Source organism: Algibacter mikhailovii, from assembly GCF_014651495.1.
In the GTDB taxonomy this organism is placed as follows: Bacteria; Bacteroidota; Bacteroidia; order Flavobacteriales; family Flavobacteriaceae; genus Algibacter_E; species Algibacter_E mikhailovii.
This window is the reverse complement of sequence record NZ_BMWZ01000006.1, coordinates 138693-158025: the sequence shown is the minus strand read 5'-3', so window position 1 is coordinate 158025 and position 19333 is coordinate 138693. Positions and strand designations below refer to the sequence as shown.

Genomic DNA, 19333 nt, shown 5'->3' with positions numbered 1-19333 from the left:
GTTAATTAGCACTTATTTTGACTTCAGAAGATTTCAAATTATTGGATGTTGCCTTAATATGTATAACACCCTTACTACCTGTTGACTGCACAAGCAGCAAACATTTACCATTAAATGCTTTTCTATAGTTCACTTTATGTGGCGATAAATCAAGAATATTTCCATTTTCAACTCCAATAATCTTTCCCGGTCCTGTTACGCTAAACAAAATATCATTATTAGCATCTGGAACCATAATATTATTTGCATCAACCACAGAAACTTCAAGACGTACCACATCTGTCCTATTTGCCTTAATATTTACCTTGTTACTATTAAGTACTAGAGCATGTTTTTTTTCAGCTGTAGTATATGTTTGCTCACAAATATTCTTTCCGCTTTTTTTGGCAATTACCTTTAACTCTCCCTTTTCATAAGGCACATGCCATACCAACTGCCTTTCCGCAGTCATCTCTTTTTCTCCTAAAGAAACCTTATTTAGAAAAAGCTCAGCACTATCACAATTGGTGTAAACAACCACAGGTATTTTCACTCCTTCTTTTCCTTTATGAGTCCAATGGGGCAGCATGTGCACCATAGGTTCATCACTCCAAAGACTTTGATACAAATAATAATGATCCTTTGGAAAACCGGCTAAATCAATAATTCCGAAATTGGCTGTACGAGCGGGCCACCCAAAAGATTCTCCTAAATAATCAAAACCAGTCCATCTAAAGTTACCTATATAATAGTCACTATTTTCAACACGATTCCAGTCATCTCTAACACCAATTCTTACAATTGAATTATCATAAGATGATTGATATTTTCTTGTAATGTCAGGAAAGACTTCATTATTTGATAAGTCTGATATTTTATAGACTTTATGTTCCATTTTTTTGAAATGGGCGGGCTTTTCCCATGGTGCTGGATTGTCTTTTGTCCTATACCACGTTTTGGTCCTATACACACCTCTAGTTTGCAGTGTGTGTGTCATTTCTGTTCCAATAATTAATTTATTAGGGTATTCTTCATGGTACTCTTCTAACGCCCCTTTATTTTCTCCATGTCCATTAAATCCTGCAATATCAATATAAGGCGCTGAATATCCACTTCCTTGGGTAATAGGGCGTGTACTGTCTATATCTTTAATAAAGTCCACTATTATTTTTTGATCTTCAGATTGAAAATTGCGAACTTCATTACCAATACTCCAAATAACTACAGAAGGATGATTACGATCCCGTTTAATAAAATCAGCTAAATCTCGTTGCCACCAATCTTTAAAATAATTTCCATAATCATGTTCCGCCTTAGCCTTAAACCATCCATCAAAAGCTTCATCCATGACCATGATTCCAAGGGTATCACACATGGTATAAAACTCAGGAGAAAAAGGGTTATGCGTTGTACGTAAAGCATTACACCCCATGTTTTTAACCATTTTTAACCGTTGATATAAAACATCATCTGGTACTGCCGAACCAACTGGCCCTGCATCATGATGATTACTTAATCCTTTAAATTTTATAGATTTTCCATTTAAGTAGAAACCTTTGCTTCCTTTTAACTCAATGGATCGAACTCCAAATGGAATATTGTAAGTATCTCTTAATTTACCATTAATAAATAATTTGGTTTCCAAAGTATACATAGCTGGATTTTCAGGAGACCACAACCTTGGATTTTTTAGTTCAATTTCTTGATTAAAACTACCTTCATCATCTATTGAAACATCATTTTTAACTAAAGCAACCTCATTAGACAATGCATCAAGAACTCTACTTACAACTTCTATTTTTTGAGGTTTTCCAGTTTCATTTTTTAGTTCTCCTTTTACTTTGATCGTAGCACTATTTTTAGAAACAATGGTACTTATCACTTCAATTCCCCACCGCGGTACATAAACATTTGATGTCTTGGTTAACCATACATGACGATAAATTCCTGACCCTGTGTACCATCTTCCGCTGGGCGCTTCTGAGTTATCCACACGAACAGCTAAACTATTTTCTCCTTCCTTTAAATAGGGCGTTAAATCATAACTAAAACTAATGTATCCGTAGGGTCTTTTTCCTAATAACTGCCCATTTAAATACACTTCAGAATTCATATATACCCCATCAAATTCAACAAAATATTTATCGTCATCTTGAAGGTTTTTAATCTCAATATTTTTCCTATACCAACCTATACCTACGGGTAAAAATGCACCTGAAATTCCTGCAGGATTATTTGCATCATAGTTTCCTTCAATACTCCAGTCATGCGGTACATCCAACACCCTCCAACTGGTATCATCAAAATTTTCCTCAAATGCTTTCTGATTATCTCCCAATTGAAATTTCCAATTGAAATCTATAGAAACTCTTTCTCTTGTTTTATTTTGAACAGTTTGAGAACATGAAACTAATTGCCCACTTATTAAAAGAATAATTATATAAATTAGAATTCTTATGTTACAATTATTTTTTACTTGAATCATATCTTTAGTTGGTTAATTTGTCTAATACTATTCGGTATTAGTTGCTTCGCTTTTTATGTTGAAGCTTCTTATTAAAGTTCTGATTTTCAGAAGCATATTGTGCATCAACACTAGTTCTCCAAGCTTCTAGCTTATTTTTCATTATCTTAAATTCATCAGCATGACTTTCTAAAACATTATTAGTTTCACCAATATCTTTTTTTAAATCATAAAGCTCATATGTGTTATTTTGAAAATTTTGAATCAATTTAAAATCTTTAAAACGAATAGAAGAATAAGGCACACCGCCCTCTTGATGGTAATGTGGATAATGCCAATACATGGCTTCCCTGTTAATACTACTATTGGTTTCAATAATGGGCATTAAACTTTTTCCATCTACTGTTTGAGCTTTTGTCTTGTTCGTGGTAATTCCTGCTAAATCCATAAGTGTTGGGTAATAATCCATAGAAATTATTGGAACATCCACTTCTTTCCCACCAAGCTTATATTGAGGTGCATATAGAATAGTTGGAATTCTAACACCACCTTCATAGATATCACCTTTTCCTGTTTTTAAAGGCGCATTGTTTGTAACTGTTCTTTTTGACTTACCTATTAAACCGCCGTTATCTGATGAAAATAAAATGATGGTGTTGTCATATAATCCTTTTTCTTTAAGTTTAGCAATAATTTTACCTACCGCATCATCAGTATGTTCTACCATGGCAGCATAAGTGGCGTTTTGATGTCTTGCTGTTGAGTCAATTAAACTTTTGTATTTTTCTATTTTCTCCTGCTTTGCTTGAAGAGGCGTATGCACATTGTACAACCAGAAATTAATAAAGAAGGGCTTTTCATTATTTTTATCAATATAATTTACCACTTCATTACTCAATCTTTCAGTTAAATATTCGTCCTTTGGTCCATCTTCTAACCTCGGATTGCCATATGGAGAGAAATACCCATTACTGCCAATGTCTTTATTCCTATTTGGAGCTCCTTTTTTCCAACCTCCAAAATTTAAATCAAAGCCATGGTTTTCTGGCCAATTTTCTTCTTTTTCCCCTAAATGCCATTTGCCAAAATGAGCTGTAGTATAACCTGCATCTTTGAAAGCTTCAGCTATAGTATATTCCTCATCTTCGAGATACATGGTCCAGTCAGGAACACTAAGTTTTTCCCAGGGGTATTTATGTCCCTCTATCCAATCTGTAACATGAAGACGTGCTGGGTACTTCCCAGTGACTATAGATGCTCTTGTTGGAGAACATACAGTACATGAGCTGTATGAATTTGTAAACATTAAACCTTCACTTGCCAGGGCGTCTATATTCGGACTTTGATATAAATCACTACCAAAACTCCCTAAATCTGTCCACCCCATGTCATCAACCAATATCAATACAACATTTGGTTTACTTTGCTTAGGACTTTGACATGAAACAAAAAAAAGCCCCAAGAAAAACAATTTTAATACTCTGATCATGCTATTCATTTAGTCAACATTTAAATATGTTGGAGCTGCAAATTGGAATATATCAGAAGGCGTTCTAGCTTTCTGCATCAACGTTGTAATTTCTTGTACCAATTCTGGATGATTGCCGGCTATATTATCCTGCTCTTCAGGATCTACCTCTAAATCATATAACTCAATAGGTTTTTCTAGATTTTTAAGTACATTATATTTAACACCTTTCCATTTTCCTTTTCTTATGGCTATTCTTCCGCCTTTTTCATGGAACTCCCAGTATAAATACTTGTGCTTTTTTTGTGCCTTTTCTCCTTTTAATGTTGGCAGAAAAGATATCCCATCTAAATTATTTTCAATTGGTTTATCTGCTATTTCAGCAAAAGTTGGCATCACGTCCCAAAATGCAGAAATATGGTTATTTGAACTTCCTTCTTTAATAGTACCTGGCCACTTCGCAATCATAGGAACATGAATTCCTCCTTCATATAAATCTCTTTTATATCCTTTGTAAATGCCATTACTATTAAAATATTCTGGATCTGCACCGCCTTCTCTATGTGGACCATTATCAGATGTAAAAACTATTAAAGTATTATCGGCTATGCCCAACTCTTCCAGCTTATTTACAATATCCCCAACTTGAGCATCAAGATGATGAATCATTGCAGCAAAGGCTGCATGTGGATATTCCTGTGAACCATAACCTCCATTTTTATAGGTAGGCCCATCATCTATACCAATATGTTTTTTTTCTGGAAGTAATTTTCCTAGATAAGGTTCCATATACTTTTCAGGAAGCAGTAACTCAGCATGTGGTAACGCTGAGGCATAAAACATAAAAAACGGATTATCCTTGTTTTCATCAATAAACGCCATGGCTTTATCATGAATTAAATCTGGAGCGTATACTTCTGTTTTTTTCCCTTCATTGCCTTTCAACATTACCTTTTCTTGATTATGCCATAAATGGTATGGATAATAATTATGTGCTACACGTTGACAATTATACCCAAAAAACTCATCAAAGCCTTGCATATTAGCATCACCTTCAGATCCGGGATAACCCAAGCCCCATTTACCATATACAGATGTTTTATAGCCAGCTTCTTTAAACATTTCAGCCATAGTATATGTACTGGCTGGCATGGGATGTTGCCCTTCAGGTAATACTTCTTTGTTACCTCTAATAGCCGTATGTCCAGTGTGCATTCCTGTTAATAAGGCTGATCGAGATGGCGCACATACCGTTGAACCAGAATAATGCTGCGTAAACACCATACCCTCCGCAGCAAGTTTATCAATATTTGGTGTTTCAAATTTTGATTGCCCATTAAAACTCACATCGCCATAGCCTAAATCATCGGCTAAGATGTAAATAATATTGGGTTTTGCTTTTTTTTCTATAACTTCTTTAGGGGCTCCCTTTACGGGCTTCTTGCAGCTAGCAAAACTTAAAGCGAATAACAGTAGTACTAAATAACTCGTTTTCATACTGTATTTATTATTTTGATAAAACAATTGTACTCACACTATCTAAATTTTCTGAAGATGCTTTGATTTTTATTTCACCAGCCTTACCTTTTTTACTTTTTATAATTAACATGCATAATCCATTAAAGGCCTTTCTGTAATTAGCTTGAAAAGGTTCCGTAGTTGCCGCATTACCGTTACCAACAGCAGCAATTGTACCTGCACCCTTAACTTCAAAATTAATTAGGTTATTAGCTAGTGGGCAAAACTTCCCCGATTCATCAACTACTTTTACCGTAATAAACGACAAATCATTCCCATCGGCATCAATTTCTGTTCTGTCAGGTATTAATTCCAAATGATGCGGTTTACCAGCTGTTACTACTATTTTTTCTGCAACAGCTTTTCCGTCCTGATAAGCAATTATTTTCAGTTCTCCGGGCTCATAATTTACATTCCAATGTAATCTATATGGCGATTCCCACGTTGTCTCTGGTTTTTTCCACCAACTGAATTCTGCAGGAATGGTCGTTTTATCCACTCCCATTACTTTAACTCCTAATGATTTTCCGTTTAAGAATAGTTCGGCCTCATCCATATTGGTATAACAATACACTGGTATTTCTTTATGCTCAGAGTCCTCCCAATTCCAATGTGGCAATATATGAACCATTGGTTTTTCAGTCCATCTGCTTTGGTAATAGTAATATCTATCTTTTGGAAAACCACATAAGTCCACTATTCCAAAATACGAACTGCGTGATGGCCAATCACCACCCCATTTTCCGTGAGTTTCATTGTCTTTACCATTATATGGCGTAGGTTCTCCTAAATAATCAAACCCTGTCCAGACAAACTCTCCTAAGGCATGCGGCATGGTTTCTTGTGCATATGTTTCAAAATCTGGTGGATAGGCCCATGGCGGACTTATAATATCATAACTTGAAACTTGTAAAGATTCATGTTTCTCATAGTTCTCTAGAGGTAAATGATAAACCCCTCTTGAGCTTACTGTTGATGCCGTTTCTGCACCATAGACTATAAAATCAGGGTTGTTTTTTACAACATTGTCATACTGAGTTGGTTTATAATTAAAACCAACCAAATCAATAGCATCTGCCAATCCGTTTTTAATACATTGTGGGTAGTTATTAAACCCAGCTGTAACCGGACGTGTAGGATCCTCATCGTGACAAATATCTACTAAATGTTGCGCAACCTTCCCCCCTTGCTTGCTTCTTTGTTCTCTAATTTCATTCCCAATACTCCACATTACCACTGATGGATGATTACGATCACGTTTAATCATGTCACGCAAATCGGTCTCATGCCATTGATCCCAGAATTTGTTATAACCATTTTCTACTTTAGCTATAGCCCACTCATCAAAGGCTTCTACTTGCACCAAGATTCCCATCTTATCACAAAGTTCTAATTGCTCTGGTGATGGTGGATTATGACTGGTTCTAATAGCATTAACACCAATTGATTTCATGATTTCCAATTGTCGTTCTGTGGCACGATAGTTCACAGCACTTCCAAGCGGGCCGAGATCATGATGTAAACAAACGCCTTTAAATTTCACCTGTTTTCCGTTTAATTCAAAGCCACGCGCTTTAGAATATTTTATTGTTCTAATACCAAAAGTGGTTTCGTAATTATCTATTTGTACACCATTCTTAAATATTCGTGATTTTGCGATATATAAATGTGGATTATCTAAATCCCATAACATAGGATTATTCACTTCCAAATGTTGTTCTATAATTTGGTTTGACTCAAGATTAACATCGCTTTCGGTTGAAGTAACTTCAAGGCCTTTACTGTTAACAATACTTGTTTTTAAGGTATATGACCCGTTATTTTTTTGTTTATTTTCTAGTGACGTTTTAATAACAACTTCAGCTTTAGCCTCTGAAACCTTAGGCGTTGTTATATATGTGCCGTTATAGGCTACATTAACGGAGCTCTTAATATTGAGGTAAACGTTTCTATAGATTCCTGCTCCAGGATACCATCTTGCGGATAATTCTTTTGGATCTACCCGAACCGCTATGATATTGTCTTCTCCAAATTTAATGTAAGGTGTCACATCAACTTCAAAACTGATGTACCCAAATGGACGCTCTCCTGCTTTCCTTCCGTTTACAAAAACTTCAGCATTATTCATTACACCATCAAAAATAAAAGATACTTGGTTTCCTTTTTCTGAAGCCTCAATTGTAAAATTTTTACGGTACCATGCTGTGCCATAAATTGGTAAACCGCCTGTACGTGCGTCATGGGCTTTATCAAAAGGACCTTCAATAGCCCAATCATGTGGAAGGTCGAGTGTTCGCCACGTGGAATCATCCAATCCTACAGTAGCTTCTTTACCAGCTTCGCCTTTGCTAAATTTCCAACCTTGATTGAAAGCTTCATGAACTCTTAGAGATTTACTTGTACTACTTTTACAAGAAAAGCATAATATCGCACACATAAAATGAATAATATAAAATGAATTTTTATCCATGGATTTTTTAATGAAATGAATAATGATTATAAGAATAATAGTATTTTGTTTCCGCTGTTACTATGGGTTTATAAAATAACACCGCTATCTGACAAATAGCGGTGTTATTTTAATTAATGTTAAACGAACAACATGTCATGCGTTAGTTGAAAAAACACTATGCTACTCCCATTCAGGTTTTTGATCTAACAAATTATTTAATAAAACTTCCTGCTGTGGGTAAGGCAAAGACAAGTGTTTTGACGGATCAAAATTTGAATATGCTCGATATCTTAGATATAAAGATGGCGTATATTCAGGGTGTTGGGTAATTGAATTATAAAGGACATTTAGTTTTTCTTCTAGTAAGCCCCATCTAATTAAATCATGCTTTCTGTGCCCTTCGAAACAAAGCTCTCTTAAACGCTCATCAACAATTTCATCAAAAAATGCTGTTTTTCCTGCAATAGCATCAGGCTTTGCAGTGGCTAAATTATCTAACCCTGCTCTATTTCTAACCTTATCAATAGCAGACTGTGCCGCTGCTGTTGGGCCATTTAATTCATTCTCAGCTTCAGCAAACATCAATAATACATCAGAAAACCTTATTAGAGGAATGTTTATTCCCGTTATAGCCTGATGAACCGGTTGCGGTGTTTCTAAGGTAATTATAGGCTGAAGTTGTTCATTAGTTTTATCAAGATCATCTGGGTAAGCTGCATCCCATCGTCTAAATTTACCAGGTGTCCATCCCCAAGCTAAAGAATGTGCTTGTGCATTCACTCTTCCATTAGGATTCCATTGATTTTTAACACCGCCATAACCAGGAATATTCCAGGCCTTTCTAGTATCACCATCTTCATAAATATAATCATGAACAGGCGAAGGACTTACTTCAGGACTTGTTCCAGGTTCCCCAACTTTAGATGTTCTTATATTATAAAATAAACCATTAACAAAACCATTTCTTCCACCTATATTAATTCCTAAATCAACAGCATTTCTATATACAATTTCAAATATGGATTCCTTTAAATCGTACTTGTTTTGAATAAAATTCACAAATACTTCTTTATAACCAGAATTTAAATCATGTCCAAGGTCTTCCATAATAACTCGACAGTGCTCTTTAGCCCCTTGATATGGATTTTTACCATTAATTTCAGTAGCCCTTAAGGGATATCCAGCTGCTTTTAAATACACTTTTGCTAACATAGCATGAGCAGCTCCACTATTAGCATGACCAATATTGTAGCCGGCATCAAAGGAACTTGGTAAGTTTTCAGCAGCAAATGTTAAATCGTCAATAATTTGTTCATAAACATCCTCAACTGGTGAAGGAGCCATATTATTTGAGCTCTGGTCTTTGATTGGTTCTAACCTAAGTGGTATTTCGTTATACCAACATGTAAGATGGTAATACATGAATCCTCTTAGAAATCTACCTTCAGCCAAAAACTTATTAAAATCAGCTTCATTTTCAAAATTATCCGGATTAATATACTTTATCAAATTGTTGGCATTGTTAATCCCTGCATATAAATTTTGCCAAGCATGAATAACGCCTTCTGAGTTGGAGTTATGTGCATTAATTGAAACTGGATTTCTTTCATTCCAATCTTTTAGCTTGTAACTTTCATCAGTCCCAGGGTACATTAACATTATTTGATTCCCAAATGAATTACCAGATGATATTGAAGAATGTATACCAGCAAGAGCTGCATTAATATCATTTTCATTGGCATAAAACTCCTCTGCAGCCCAAGTCGTTTCAGGTTGTAAATCTAATGCTTCATCACAACTTGTAACCATTGCTAATAAGCCCATTACTAGCAGTCCTTTACTATATATTGTTTTTATTTTATTTGAAATCATAATTATTAAAATTTAGCGATTAAGGATAAACTATATGTTCTACTTCTAGGATAAGCAGAATAATCTAAATTAGGATTTAATGTACCTCCCACATTGACTTCTGGATCAAAGCCAGAATAATCTGTCCAAGTAATCAAGTTTTGACCAGATGCCACTAATCGTAAACTAGAAAAACCAGTTTTCTTATCTAATGGTACATTATATCCAAGGTTAACCGTTCTTAACCTTAAATAGCTTCCATCTTCAATAAATCTGGTATCTTCTTTAAAACCAGGTCTTGTCCATCCAGCTCTTCCGTTTGAGACATGAGCTACAACATCTGTATCTGTATTCCAAGGGGTCCAAGCTGTTGCAGCTCCAGCCAACCTACTAAAACTATTATTTACAGGGTATTCCCATAACGCTTTATTGGCATTGAATACATCAAAGTCATAAGACCATTGCAACAACACGGACAAATCCCAATTTTTATATCTAAAATCATTAGTAAACCCTCCAAAATGCTTTGGATATGGATCACCAATCACTACACGATCATCTTGGTTAATAATACCATCACCGGCATCAGGTATACCATCGCCATCAGTATCAACGGTTAGTTGATCAACATACTTAACAGATCCTGGTCCTACTCCTGTGTTATGGTCAGCAAATCCTTCTTTTAGAATATATGGTGAACTAGGATTTGTTCCTGGATCATAAATAAAATCATCTACTTGGTATAATCTATCATAAACCAAACCATACATCATTCCTACTGGCCTGCCTACTTCTGATATATAATAGCTTTCAGAATTCCAATCTAATCCTGGATCCGTCTTAAGAAATTCTTGTCCTTGATTTAAACTAAGTACCTTGTTTTTATTTGTAGAAACATTAATAGTAGAACGCCAATTAAAATTTGGAGAATCAATTATCACTCCCCCAAGAGTTACTTCTAACCCTTTATTAGAAACACTACCAACATTTTGTACTACCTGTCCAAACCCTGAACTTAAAGCCATATCGGCAAATAACAATAAATCATCAGTCTTTTTCTCATAGTAATCAATAGTACCTGAAAATCTGGAATCAAACATAGAAAAATCTAATCCAATATTTGTTTGACCTGTAGTTTCCCATCTTAAATCTGGAACTGCAAAGTTTGATTGCGTAGCGCCTGGTTGATAAGATTCTCCTTCTCCAAATGCATATCCATTCCAAATACCAATTCCAAATTGATTGATTGATTGATAATCACCAATTCTATTATTTCCTGTTAAACCCCATCCCGCTCTTAATTTTAAGCTATTAACAAAATTCACATTATCCATAAAACCTTCCTCTGCCACTTGCCAAGCACCTGAGAATGATGGAAAATATGCCCATCTATTGCTACCTTGAAACTTTGATGAACCATCTGCTCTAAACGTTGCTGTTAGCAAATATTTGTTTCTGTTTAACATAAGATTTGCTCTACCGAAAAACGAGATTAATTTATTTTGAGAAAAATTTGTTAGAGAAATAGTTGGCTGCGTTGCAATATCTAAATTATTGATACCAAATTTATCCGTTGGTAAATTTTTATTCCAAAGCCTGTCAGACCAATTTGTATTATGAACATATTCTTGTCCTATAATAGCATTAATACGATTACGTTTAAATTTTTTATTAAATGTCAATGTATTGGAGGTAGAAAATGTAGATCTTTCATAACCATTAATCTGCCCGTTAATACCATTTGAAGATCTTGATCCTTGTTGTGTATCTAACGAATAAAATAAATTTTCACCACCAGTAGTAGTGTTAAAACCATTTGTAGTCTTAAATGTAAAGTCTTTATTTATATTCCAAGTGATTGTGGTATTAACACGAATATTATGAGCCTTGTCTTCACGTTTTGTTCCCTTCATATCTCTTATAGGATCAAATACATTCTGAAAATCATTATCATTCACACCAGGAATAAAACCTCCTTCACCATCTTCTTCTCCTCCATCTGGATTCAAAGCATCTACAGGTCTAAATAAAACTATGTTTTTCAATAACTGGTTGCCTCTTCCATTTCTTAATCTAGCGCCATATCGATTAGATTTAGAGTAGTTCATAGCTCCCCAAATTTTAAGTTTATCACTAATTTCGTGATTAATTGTTAAATTGGTATTCCATCTTTTAAAGCCCGTTGTTATTAAAACACCTTCTTGATCAACAACTCCAGCTGAAAAAGCGACATTTGTTTTATCCCCACCACCTCGAATAGAGAAGTTAGCACGATACATTGGAGCGACATTAAAAGCTTCTTTTTGGAAATCTCTTCCTTCTATATCTCTATACAATTCCGGATTTAACCATTTATTATAAACACCGTTTAAACTACTACTACCATCAGGATGATTACTACCTTGATCAGGTAACCATTGGTACCCATCTCTTGCAACGGCTTGTGTTTCAAGATATTTCACATATTGATATGGACTTAATACCTCCAGCGTATTTGTAATTTCTTGCAGTGATGTTGAAACATCAAATGTTACAACAGATTTTGAATTTGACTTACCAGACTTTGTTGTAATTACTATAACACCATTGGCTCCACGAGATCCATAAATTGCTGTTGCAGAAGCATCTTTTAGGACTTGAAAGGTTTCTATATCAGAAGCAGATATAGTAGCCGGATCAAAATCTTCAAGAGGCAAACCATTTACCACATATAATGGTGCATTAGAACTCGTAATGGAGTTCCCACCTCTAATCACAATTTGTAATGCTTCTCCCGGAGTACCTTCATTTGAAGACACATTTACACCTGCAATTCTACCCGATAATGCTTCATCAAAATTAGCAACTACGACTGACTCTATAGTCTCCGCTTTTACGGTTGATACGGAACCTGTTAAATCCTTTTTAGCAACCGACCCGTATCCAACAACTACAACCTCATCCAATTCTGCTACGTCTTGCTTAAGCACCACTGTTATGTTGCTTTCATTACCTACCGTAATATTTTTTGAAACCATACCTATCATGGAAAATGATAAAATGCTCTCAGGTGTTGCTTCGAGGGTAAAATTACCATCGAAGTCTGTCATTGTTCCTGAAGTTGTTCCTTTTATGAGTATTGTAACCCCAAGAAGTGGTTGATTTTGTTCATCTGTCACGACCCCTGTTATGGTGTTTTGAGAAAATCCTACAAAGGAAATTAAAAGCGCGACTATTAATATATAATGTTTATTTATCATAATTTGGTTATTTTTCTGTGGCTACAAAATGAAGATCTGATATATATAATTCTCCTCTAAGGTTTTCGGGCAGATCTGAATCATAATTGGTTATTGTTCTAAACGCAATGGTAAAATTATTCATGTTTCCATATTCTGACACAGGCAAATCCATTTCACATTTTACCCACATATTATTAGCTGTGCCTTCTGGTCCTACTTCTCCAATTAAAGGATAAGGTGTACCTACAAACGCATTATCAGCTTCTTCAATTTTACAAGTCAATACGTCATTAATTTGAGTCCAATCTGTATTGTAAACATCTCCACTATAATTATCTGTTATTTTAATTTCAATATTTACAGGGGTTTCAGCTTGACCAGGAAAAACATTATCAAGTATTTCTTGAGGAATATTTTGTTTAACCCAGAAAACCATTTTTGTTTCAAAACAGCCCGAGTATGTAGCTAAATTAACAGGATCAGCAATCAACCATGTCTCGAAAGGATTTTTTAATGGCCCCCAATAATTGAATTGAGACCCAGACATTTCAGTTACACCAGCTTCAGTTCTTGTCTCCAATACTTCGTCAAAGTTTAATTTAGCAGCAGCAACTATTTCTTTATAGAAATGTTTCTTAACCCAGTTAGGTTTATCTACAAAAGCACTTGTTTCGACAGTATAGCCGTCTCCTCCAAAAGCTGGATTATTGCTATCCACAGGTTTTAATGTTGGGTAGAAGAAATAATTGACTTCTTTGTCTAATTCCACAGGGGTAGTCGACAATACAGCCGTAAAGTTCCCTGTAAAATTAAGTGGTACAGATTCATTACTCTCATATACCAATTTAATAATAGGATTAATGACTTCAGTTTCTGTAACAGTATAAGATGGATTCATTGAAATTGCACCAGAAATAGGATCTATGGTTAATTTGTCTGAATCTGAACCCAATTCAAATCTAGTATTAGTTCTTCCTCCCAATACTGTTGCAGGTCCTGAAATAGTATTTTCTCCATTAACAAAATTCACTTGAAATGGACAGTAAGTTACGCCATTAGCCCATCCTACTTGTAAATGTAAAACATCCTCAAAAACAGTTGATTCTCTATAATTTTCAACATCCACAGTAGCCCTTATCGTGAAGTAATAATCACCATCTTCAAATGGGTTACCATCTTCAATGATTATTCTACCGGCCTCAGATAAGTCATTTGTGAATATAGTATGCGTTTCACCTGTATCACCGATCTCCTTTTCTGTTTCAATTACTGAATAATTAAGAATACTAGTGGCATTTAAATAGGTGTCATCAAGCACTACACCATCCTTTTTAATGCTTACAATTTCAAATAATAAAGGATGTCCATTGGAGTTATAGGTTGGTACATCTGTTTGCATATAACCATACTGCTTATATCCAATAATGTCTGCATAAGAAAGATTACTAGGCTTTACTGGCACCTGAACCTCTTTCCCAAAAGAATCATGACTTTCACATCCTTGAAATAAGAAAATTCCAAAAATCATAAGACATGACAATCGTAATAAAGTTAGTTTTTTCATTTTCGTTTTTGTTAGTTTAATTTTGGTTATTGTGTTATTTTTTGATTTCAATATTTTTTTCGAAATTTAGTTTAAGTTTTAAATTGAATACACTCATTAAATATCTACTCTATCCCAACAATTAACAATGGATTTATTTACATGGTTAAAAATTGAAAAAACCATCATAAAAAGTACAATTAAAAGATGCATAACTCTATAAATAAATCCCAATCAATCCATTTTTAAGCAGTACGTAGCTCAATGCTAAAACCCCAATGATAACAGCTTCTAACCAATACTTTTTGAAAGTGAATTTCTTATTCATAATTTGCATATTGCCTTTTGATATTCACAAATATATTTATGCACCCTACTAATAATAGGAACAAAATAATTGCATATTAGCACATATTAAAGATGATTAATATGTGCTATTAAAAGTGAAATTTGTGCTTAAAAAGCAAGGTTAATGTTACTTAATCAGAACTATTAACGAACATTATGCTACCATAAAAGGGTTAAAATATGGAATATGAAGATTGATTTATATGCTTTAACTTCTCAAAGTAAATTACAACTAGAATTCTTCAATCAATTGAACAGCACTTTTAAATCTAATATTTAATAATGGTTGGAATTTAATTGTACTTAATATGTATTATAAAAGGTTAAATAATCATAAGTATATAATTTTTGTAGAAGAAAAGGAATCAATTGAAGTTCTTTTCACCTTGTTTAATCCCTATTATTTTCCTTAGAATACGCTTTTGGAGAAACTCCGAATACATCTTTAAAACATCTAGTAAAATATGATCGATGCGTAAAGCCAACCATATACATAACTTCTGAAACATTTAGATTTCCCTTACCTAAAAGTTGTGCTGCTCTCTTTAAGCGAATACTGCGGATAAACTCGGTTGCAGTTTGGCCCGTTAACACCTTAATTTTGCGATATAAATTTGATGAACTTACTCCCATTAATTCGCTTAAGTGTTTAACACTTAAATCTGTATTATCAATTTCTTTTTCAACTTGAGCTAATAAATCAATTAAAAACTTTTCATCCGTAGAATTAAAAGTAATTTCTGTTGGCTCTAGTTGTAATTGCTGTAAATAAAATTTCCTTAAAGACTTGCGTTGAATTATCAAGTTATCCAATCTAGCCATTAAAAAATCTAGATTAAAAGGCTTTTGGATATAATCATCCGCTCCAATTTCAATACCTATTATTTTATTATCTACACCACTTTTTGCTGTTAATAATACAAACGGAATATGACTTATTCTTAAATCTGCCTTTAGCTTTTTACAAAACGCAATCCCATCTATATTTGGCATCATTAAATCAGAAATAATTATATCAGGCATTAATTTAACTGCTTTGTTATAGCCTTCTTGTCCGTCTTCGGCCTCAAAAATCTCATATTTTTTTGATAATCCAGCAACCAAAAACTCACGCATATCGGGATCATCATCTACAACTAAAGCTTTAAGTTTATCACATTTTGTTTTATCATCAATTACTCCTTCTGCTATTTCCTCTATAATATCAGTATATTCTTCTTCCGAGTCTATTATTTGATCTTCCTCAAGTTGATCAACTTCATCAAAATCATGAAGCATTCTTTTCATTGCAGGCAAAGTGAAAATAAATTTACTACCCACATCAACATGACTTTCAAAATCAATCGCCCCATTATGTAACTTGGCATAATCATATATTAAAGATAATCCTATTCCTGTGCCTTTTTGGTTAGAATAATTTGAAGACGATAAACTTTTAAATCTATCAAAGATGTTTGCCTGATCGGCCTCAATAATACCTTGGCCAGTATCTGAAACAGAAATTAAAACACTATCATCATTATCATACATTTTTCCTAATTCGATACTGACTATAATACTGCCTGTATTAGGCGTAAATTTAAATGCATTAGACAATAAATTGAAAATAATTTTTTCAACTTTCTCCAGATCAAACCAAATGACCTTAGTTTCCAAATTAGTCTTAAACTGCAGAAAAATATTTCTTTTTCTAGCATTACCTTCAAACTGATTAACAATTTGTCTACTAAATTTAACAATATCATATTCCTGTATTCTTAACTTCTCTGCGCCTGCTTCTATTTTTCTAATATCAAGAATCTGGTTTACTAATTTCTTCAGTCTATCGGTGTTTCTTTTTACTAGGTATAAACTCTTTTTTGTAGATTCCTCTAAAGGTTGGGTTAGCAAATCATCAATGGGACTAATGATTAAGGTAAGTGGCGTTTTAAGTTCATGTGTAATATTGGTAAAAAACCTAGTTTTTAATTCAATCAACTCTGCTGATTTTTGATTATTTAGTTTTTCGAGAGCCAATTCATTTTTATCACGTTCTCTATTTATTAAAATTAATCTATAGATTAAAATTAAGCCTATAAATCCAATAAAATAAAGAAGAAGTGCCCACCAAGATAAATGCATTGGTGGTTTTACAGTAATATTTAAAACACGTTCCTCCCCATTAAACACACCTTGATTATTACTTGCTTTCACCTTTAACTTAAAGGCCCCCGGCCTTACTTGTGTATAGGATATATAATTTTGACCATCAGTTGTTGTATTCCATTTTGATTCGTACCCTTCTAAAATATATTTATATTCCGTTTCTTTAATGGCATTATATGCGTAAGAAGTGAATCCCACTTTAAATGAGTTTTCATCATAATTTAAAGTGACACCGTTGGTAGCATCAATATGCTTATCAATAATATAGCGCGAATCAAATTCAGAATATGGCTTAATTTCAACATTATTGATTGAAAAATTAGTCCAATAAACATTTGAAACATCCGTTTTAAATTTAAGATCTTTTGTCTGTAATGTTGAAAAGCCGGTTTTACCAGTCAACAAAATCGTGTTATCTTTTATTAATTTTACTTTTTCTATATGATCTAATCCAATTTCATTATTTGGTATTTTAATAAACTCGTAGTTTTTCAAATTCAGACTATATAATTTCTTATTAGCTGCAAAATATACCATGGAGTCTATTTCTATAACGCCAGTTACATGCTTTGGAAGGTTATTATAATATTTGAATTTTTTTAATTGTGATTGCCATTGATATAAACCACCGTAAGAAGCCACCCATACGTCATTTGACTTGTTTACAAATACTTGTGACACGTTTTCGTTAGGAGATTGTCCAAATTTTGAATCATCCCTAAAACGTTCAATGACCCCATTAAACACATTAAAACAATTTAACCCATTGTCTGTAGCAATCCATACATTATCATTATTATCAAATGCTAAATCATTTATACTGTTGGAGCTCAATGAATTCTCATCCCCTATATCATGCTTAAAATTAATAAACTCTAAATTGTCCTTATTCTTTTTTATAACCTTGTATAATCCCTTGTTTTCGGTCCCTATCCAAATGCTCCCCTTTGAATCTTGGGCTACAGTGGTAATGTAATTTGACTCTAATATATTTACCCCTTCCGTTTTAGCCACATTTGTATTTATGGTCTTTAAATTTGGATCATATACATTTAATCCTCCAGTAGTAGCCATCCAAACTAATCCATCCTTATCATAAAGAATTTGGTTAACCTTATTATGTAATATTTCTGGTGGTAAAAACTGTTTATAGGTGTTTCGAGAAACATCAAATTCAAAAGCCCCAACTTGGGTTGCTATCCAGATCTTATTATTCACTTGTTCTGAAAACCCATTTACTTCTACCCCTTCTCTAAAAAAGGCGCCATTCTTAGAGAATTGATTTAAGAGAATATCATTAGAATTCAAATAGATTTTATCCACACCTGAATCAGTGGCTATCCATAAATTCCTTTGTTTATCAAAAAGTAGATCAGTAATTACATTGTTACTTATTGAATTTGAATTATTGTACTCATGAAAATATTTTGTAAAATTATTATCATTAAAATCTAGCACATTTAAACCTAAATCTGTACCCAACCATACTCGATCATCAACACTACATACCGTTTTTACTACACTGTTACTTATAGACTTAGGGCTTTTATTCTGACTAAATTGGGTGATTTGATAGTTATGAGTATTAAAAAGGCATAACCCTGTCTCTGTACCTACAAGCAAAATACTATCTGAAGCTTTGCTAAAGGGTTCTATACTAAGTATTAAATTATTGCTATGATTTAGAGAGTCTTCTTTTTGTAATCTAAACTGAGAAAACTGTTTTTTCGCTCTATTTAATAAATTTAACTTATCAAAAGTACCTACCCATACATTACCACTTTTATCTTCATAAGAACATCTAACAATATTATGACTTAAACTATTTTTAAATCCTGGATGATTTATATACTGCTCTAAAAAATTACCATCAGTATCATAAATAAACAAACCATTGTCTGTACCAATAAGCATTTCATTTTTTGAAGATTTACTTAAACTTCGGCAAGATTTATTGTTTATTTTGGAATCCTTTAAATAAACTGATGTTTCTTTGATAGGATCATAAATAAAAACTCCCATGGAAGTCCCTAGCCAAATTTTATGGTTTTTGTCCTCTACTAAAGACGTAACTGCGCCAAAGGCATGCTTTGTACCATCTTCATAAACGCAATCAACTTTTATACCTTTATATCCATCATATACAACCAGGCCATTATTAAAACCAAACCAAATTGTTCCTTTAGAATCTTCAAGAATTTTATAGGCTTTTACTTCAGAAAATTCATTTGGTAAATCAATATGTTCAAAACGATATGATGCTTGAGCTTCGGCTTCATTTATTTTCAAAAAAAAACAGACCGCTATTAGGAAAAATATGCTGAACCTATTTCTAATAAAAACA

The 19333-nt window shown here is 33.5% G+C and carries 8 protein-coding genes; all 8 read right to left on the bottom strand.

The features are described 5' to 3' along the window. Position 1: 1 nt before the first annotated feature. Complete coding sequence (locus IE051_RS13570) at positions 2 to 2464, bottom strand: glycoside hydrolase family 2 TIM barrel-domain containing protein (protein WP_189361553.1); 2463 nt, start codon at positions 2462 to 2464, stop codon at positions 2 to 4. Between the two features lie 37 nt (positions 2465 to 2501). Beyond that, on the bottom strand, positions 2502 to 3932 hold the full coding sequence (locus tag IE051_RS13565; protein WP_189361551.1) for a sulfatase: 1431 nt from the start codon (positions 3930 to 3932) through the stop codon (positions 2502 to 2504). Between the two features lie 9 nt (positions 3933 to 3941). Continuing rightward, positions 3942 to 5408: an arylsulfatase gene (locus IE051_RS13560; protein WP_189361550.1), complete on the bottom strand. Its 1467-nt coding sequence runs from the start codon at positions 5406 to 5408 to the stop codon at positions 3942 to 3944. Between the two features lie 10 nt (positions 5409 to 5418). Then, positions 5419 to 7899: a beta-galactosidase GalB gene (galB, locus tag IE051_RS13555; RefSeq protein ID WP_189361548.1), complete on the bottom strand. Its 2481-nt coding sequence runs from the start codon at positions 7897 to 7899 to the stop codon at positions 5419 to 5421. A gap of 162 nt (positions 7900 to 8061) precedes the next feature. Then, entirely contained in the window at positions 8062 to 9753 is a 1692-nt protein-coding gene (locus IE051_RS13550; RefSeq protein ID WP_189361545.1) for a RagB/SusD family nutrient uptake outer membrane protein, read from the bottom strand. Between the two features lie 5 nt (positions 9754 to 9758). Beyond that, positions 9759 to 12971, bottom strand: a complete 3213-nt coding sequence (locus IE051_RS13545) for a SusC/RagA family TonB-linked outer membrane protein (protein WP_189361544.1) — start codon at positions 12969 to 12971, stop codon at positions 9759 to 9761. A gap of 7 nt (positions 12972 to 12978) precedes the next feature. Then, positions 12979 to 14517 carry a hypothetical protein gene (locus IE051_RS13540; RefSeq protein ID WP_189361543.1) on the bottom strand — a complete coding sequence of 513 codons (1539 nt, stop codon included), beginning with the start codon at positions 14515 to 14517 and terminating at the stop codon, positions 12979 to 12981. A gap of 717 nt (positions 14518 to 15234) precedes the next feature. Next, on the bottom strand, positions 15235 to 19278 hold the full coding sequence (locus tag IE051_RS13535; RefSeq protein ID WP_189361542.1) for a hybrid sensor histidine kinase/response regulator transcription factor: 4044 nt from the start codon (positions 19276 to 19278) through the stop codon (positions 15235 to 15237). Positions 19279 to 19333 lie beyond the last annotated feature (55 nt).

Coding starts and splice junctions, on each gene's coding strand:
- galB (WP_189361548.1), bottom strand. CDS start 7,899: ATGGATAAAAATTCATTTTATATTATTCATTTTATGTGTGCGATATTA.
- IE051_RS13540 (WP_189361543.1), bottom strand. CDS start 14,517: ATGAAAAAACTAACTTTATTACGATTGTCATGTCTTATGATTTTTGGA.
- IE051_RS13550 (WP_189361545.1), bottom strand. CDS start 9,753: ATGATTTCAAATAAAATAAAAACAATATATAGTAAAGGACTGCTAGTA.
- IE051_RS13570 (WP_189361553.1), bottom strand. CDS start 2,464: ATGATTCAAGTAAAAAATAATTGTAACATAAGAATTCTAATTTATATA.
- IE051_RS13545 (WP_189361544.1), bottom strand. CDS start 12,971: ATGATAAATAAACATTATATATTAATAGTCGCGCTTTTAATTTCCTTT.
- IE051_RS13565 (WP_189361551.1), bottom strand. CDS start 3,932: ATGATCAGAGTATTAAAATTGTTTTTCTTGGGGCTTTTTTTTGTTTCA.
- IE051_RS13560 (WP_189361550.1), bottom strand. CDS start 5,408: ATGAAAACGAGTTATTTAGTACTACTGTTATTCGCTTTAAGTTTTGCT.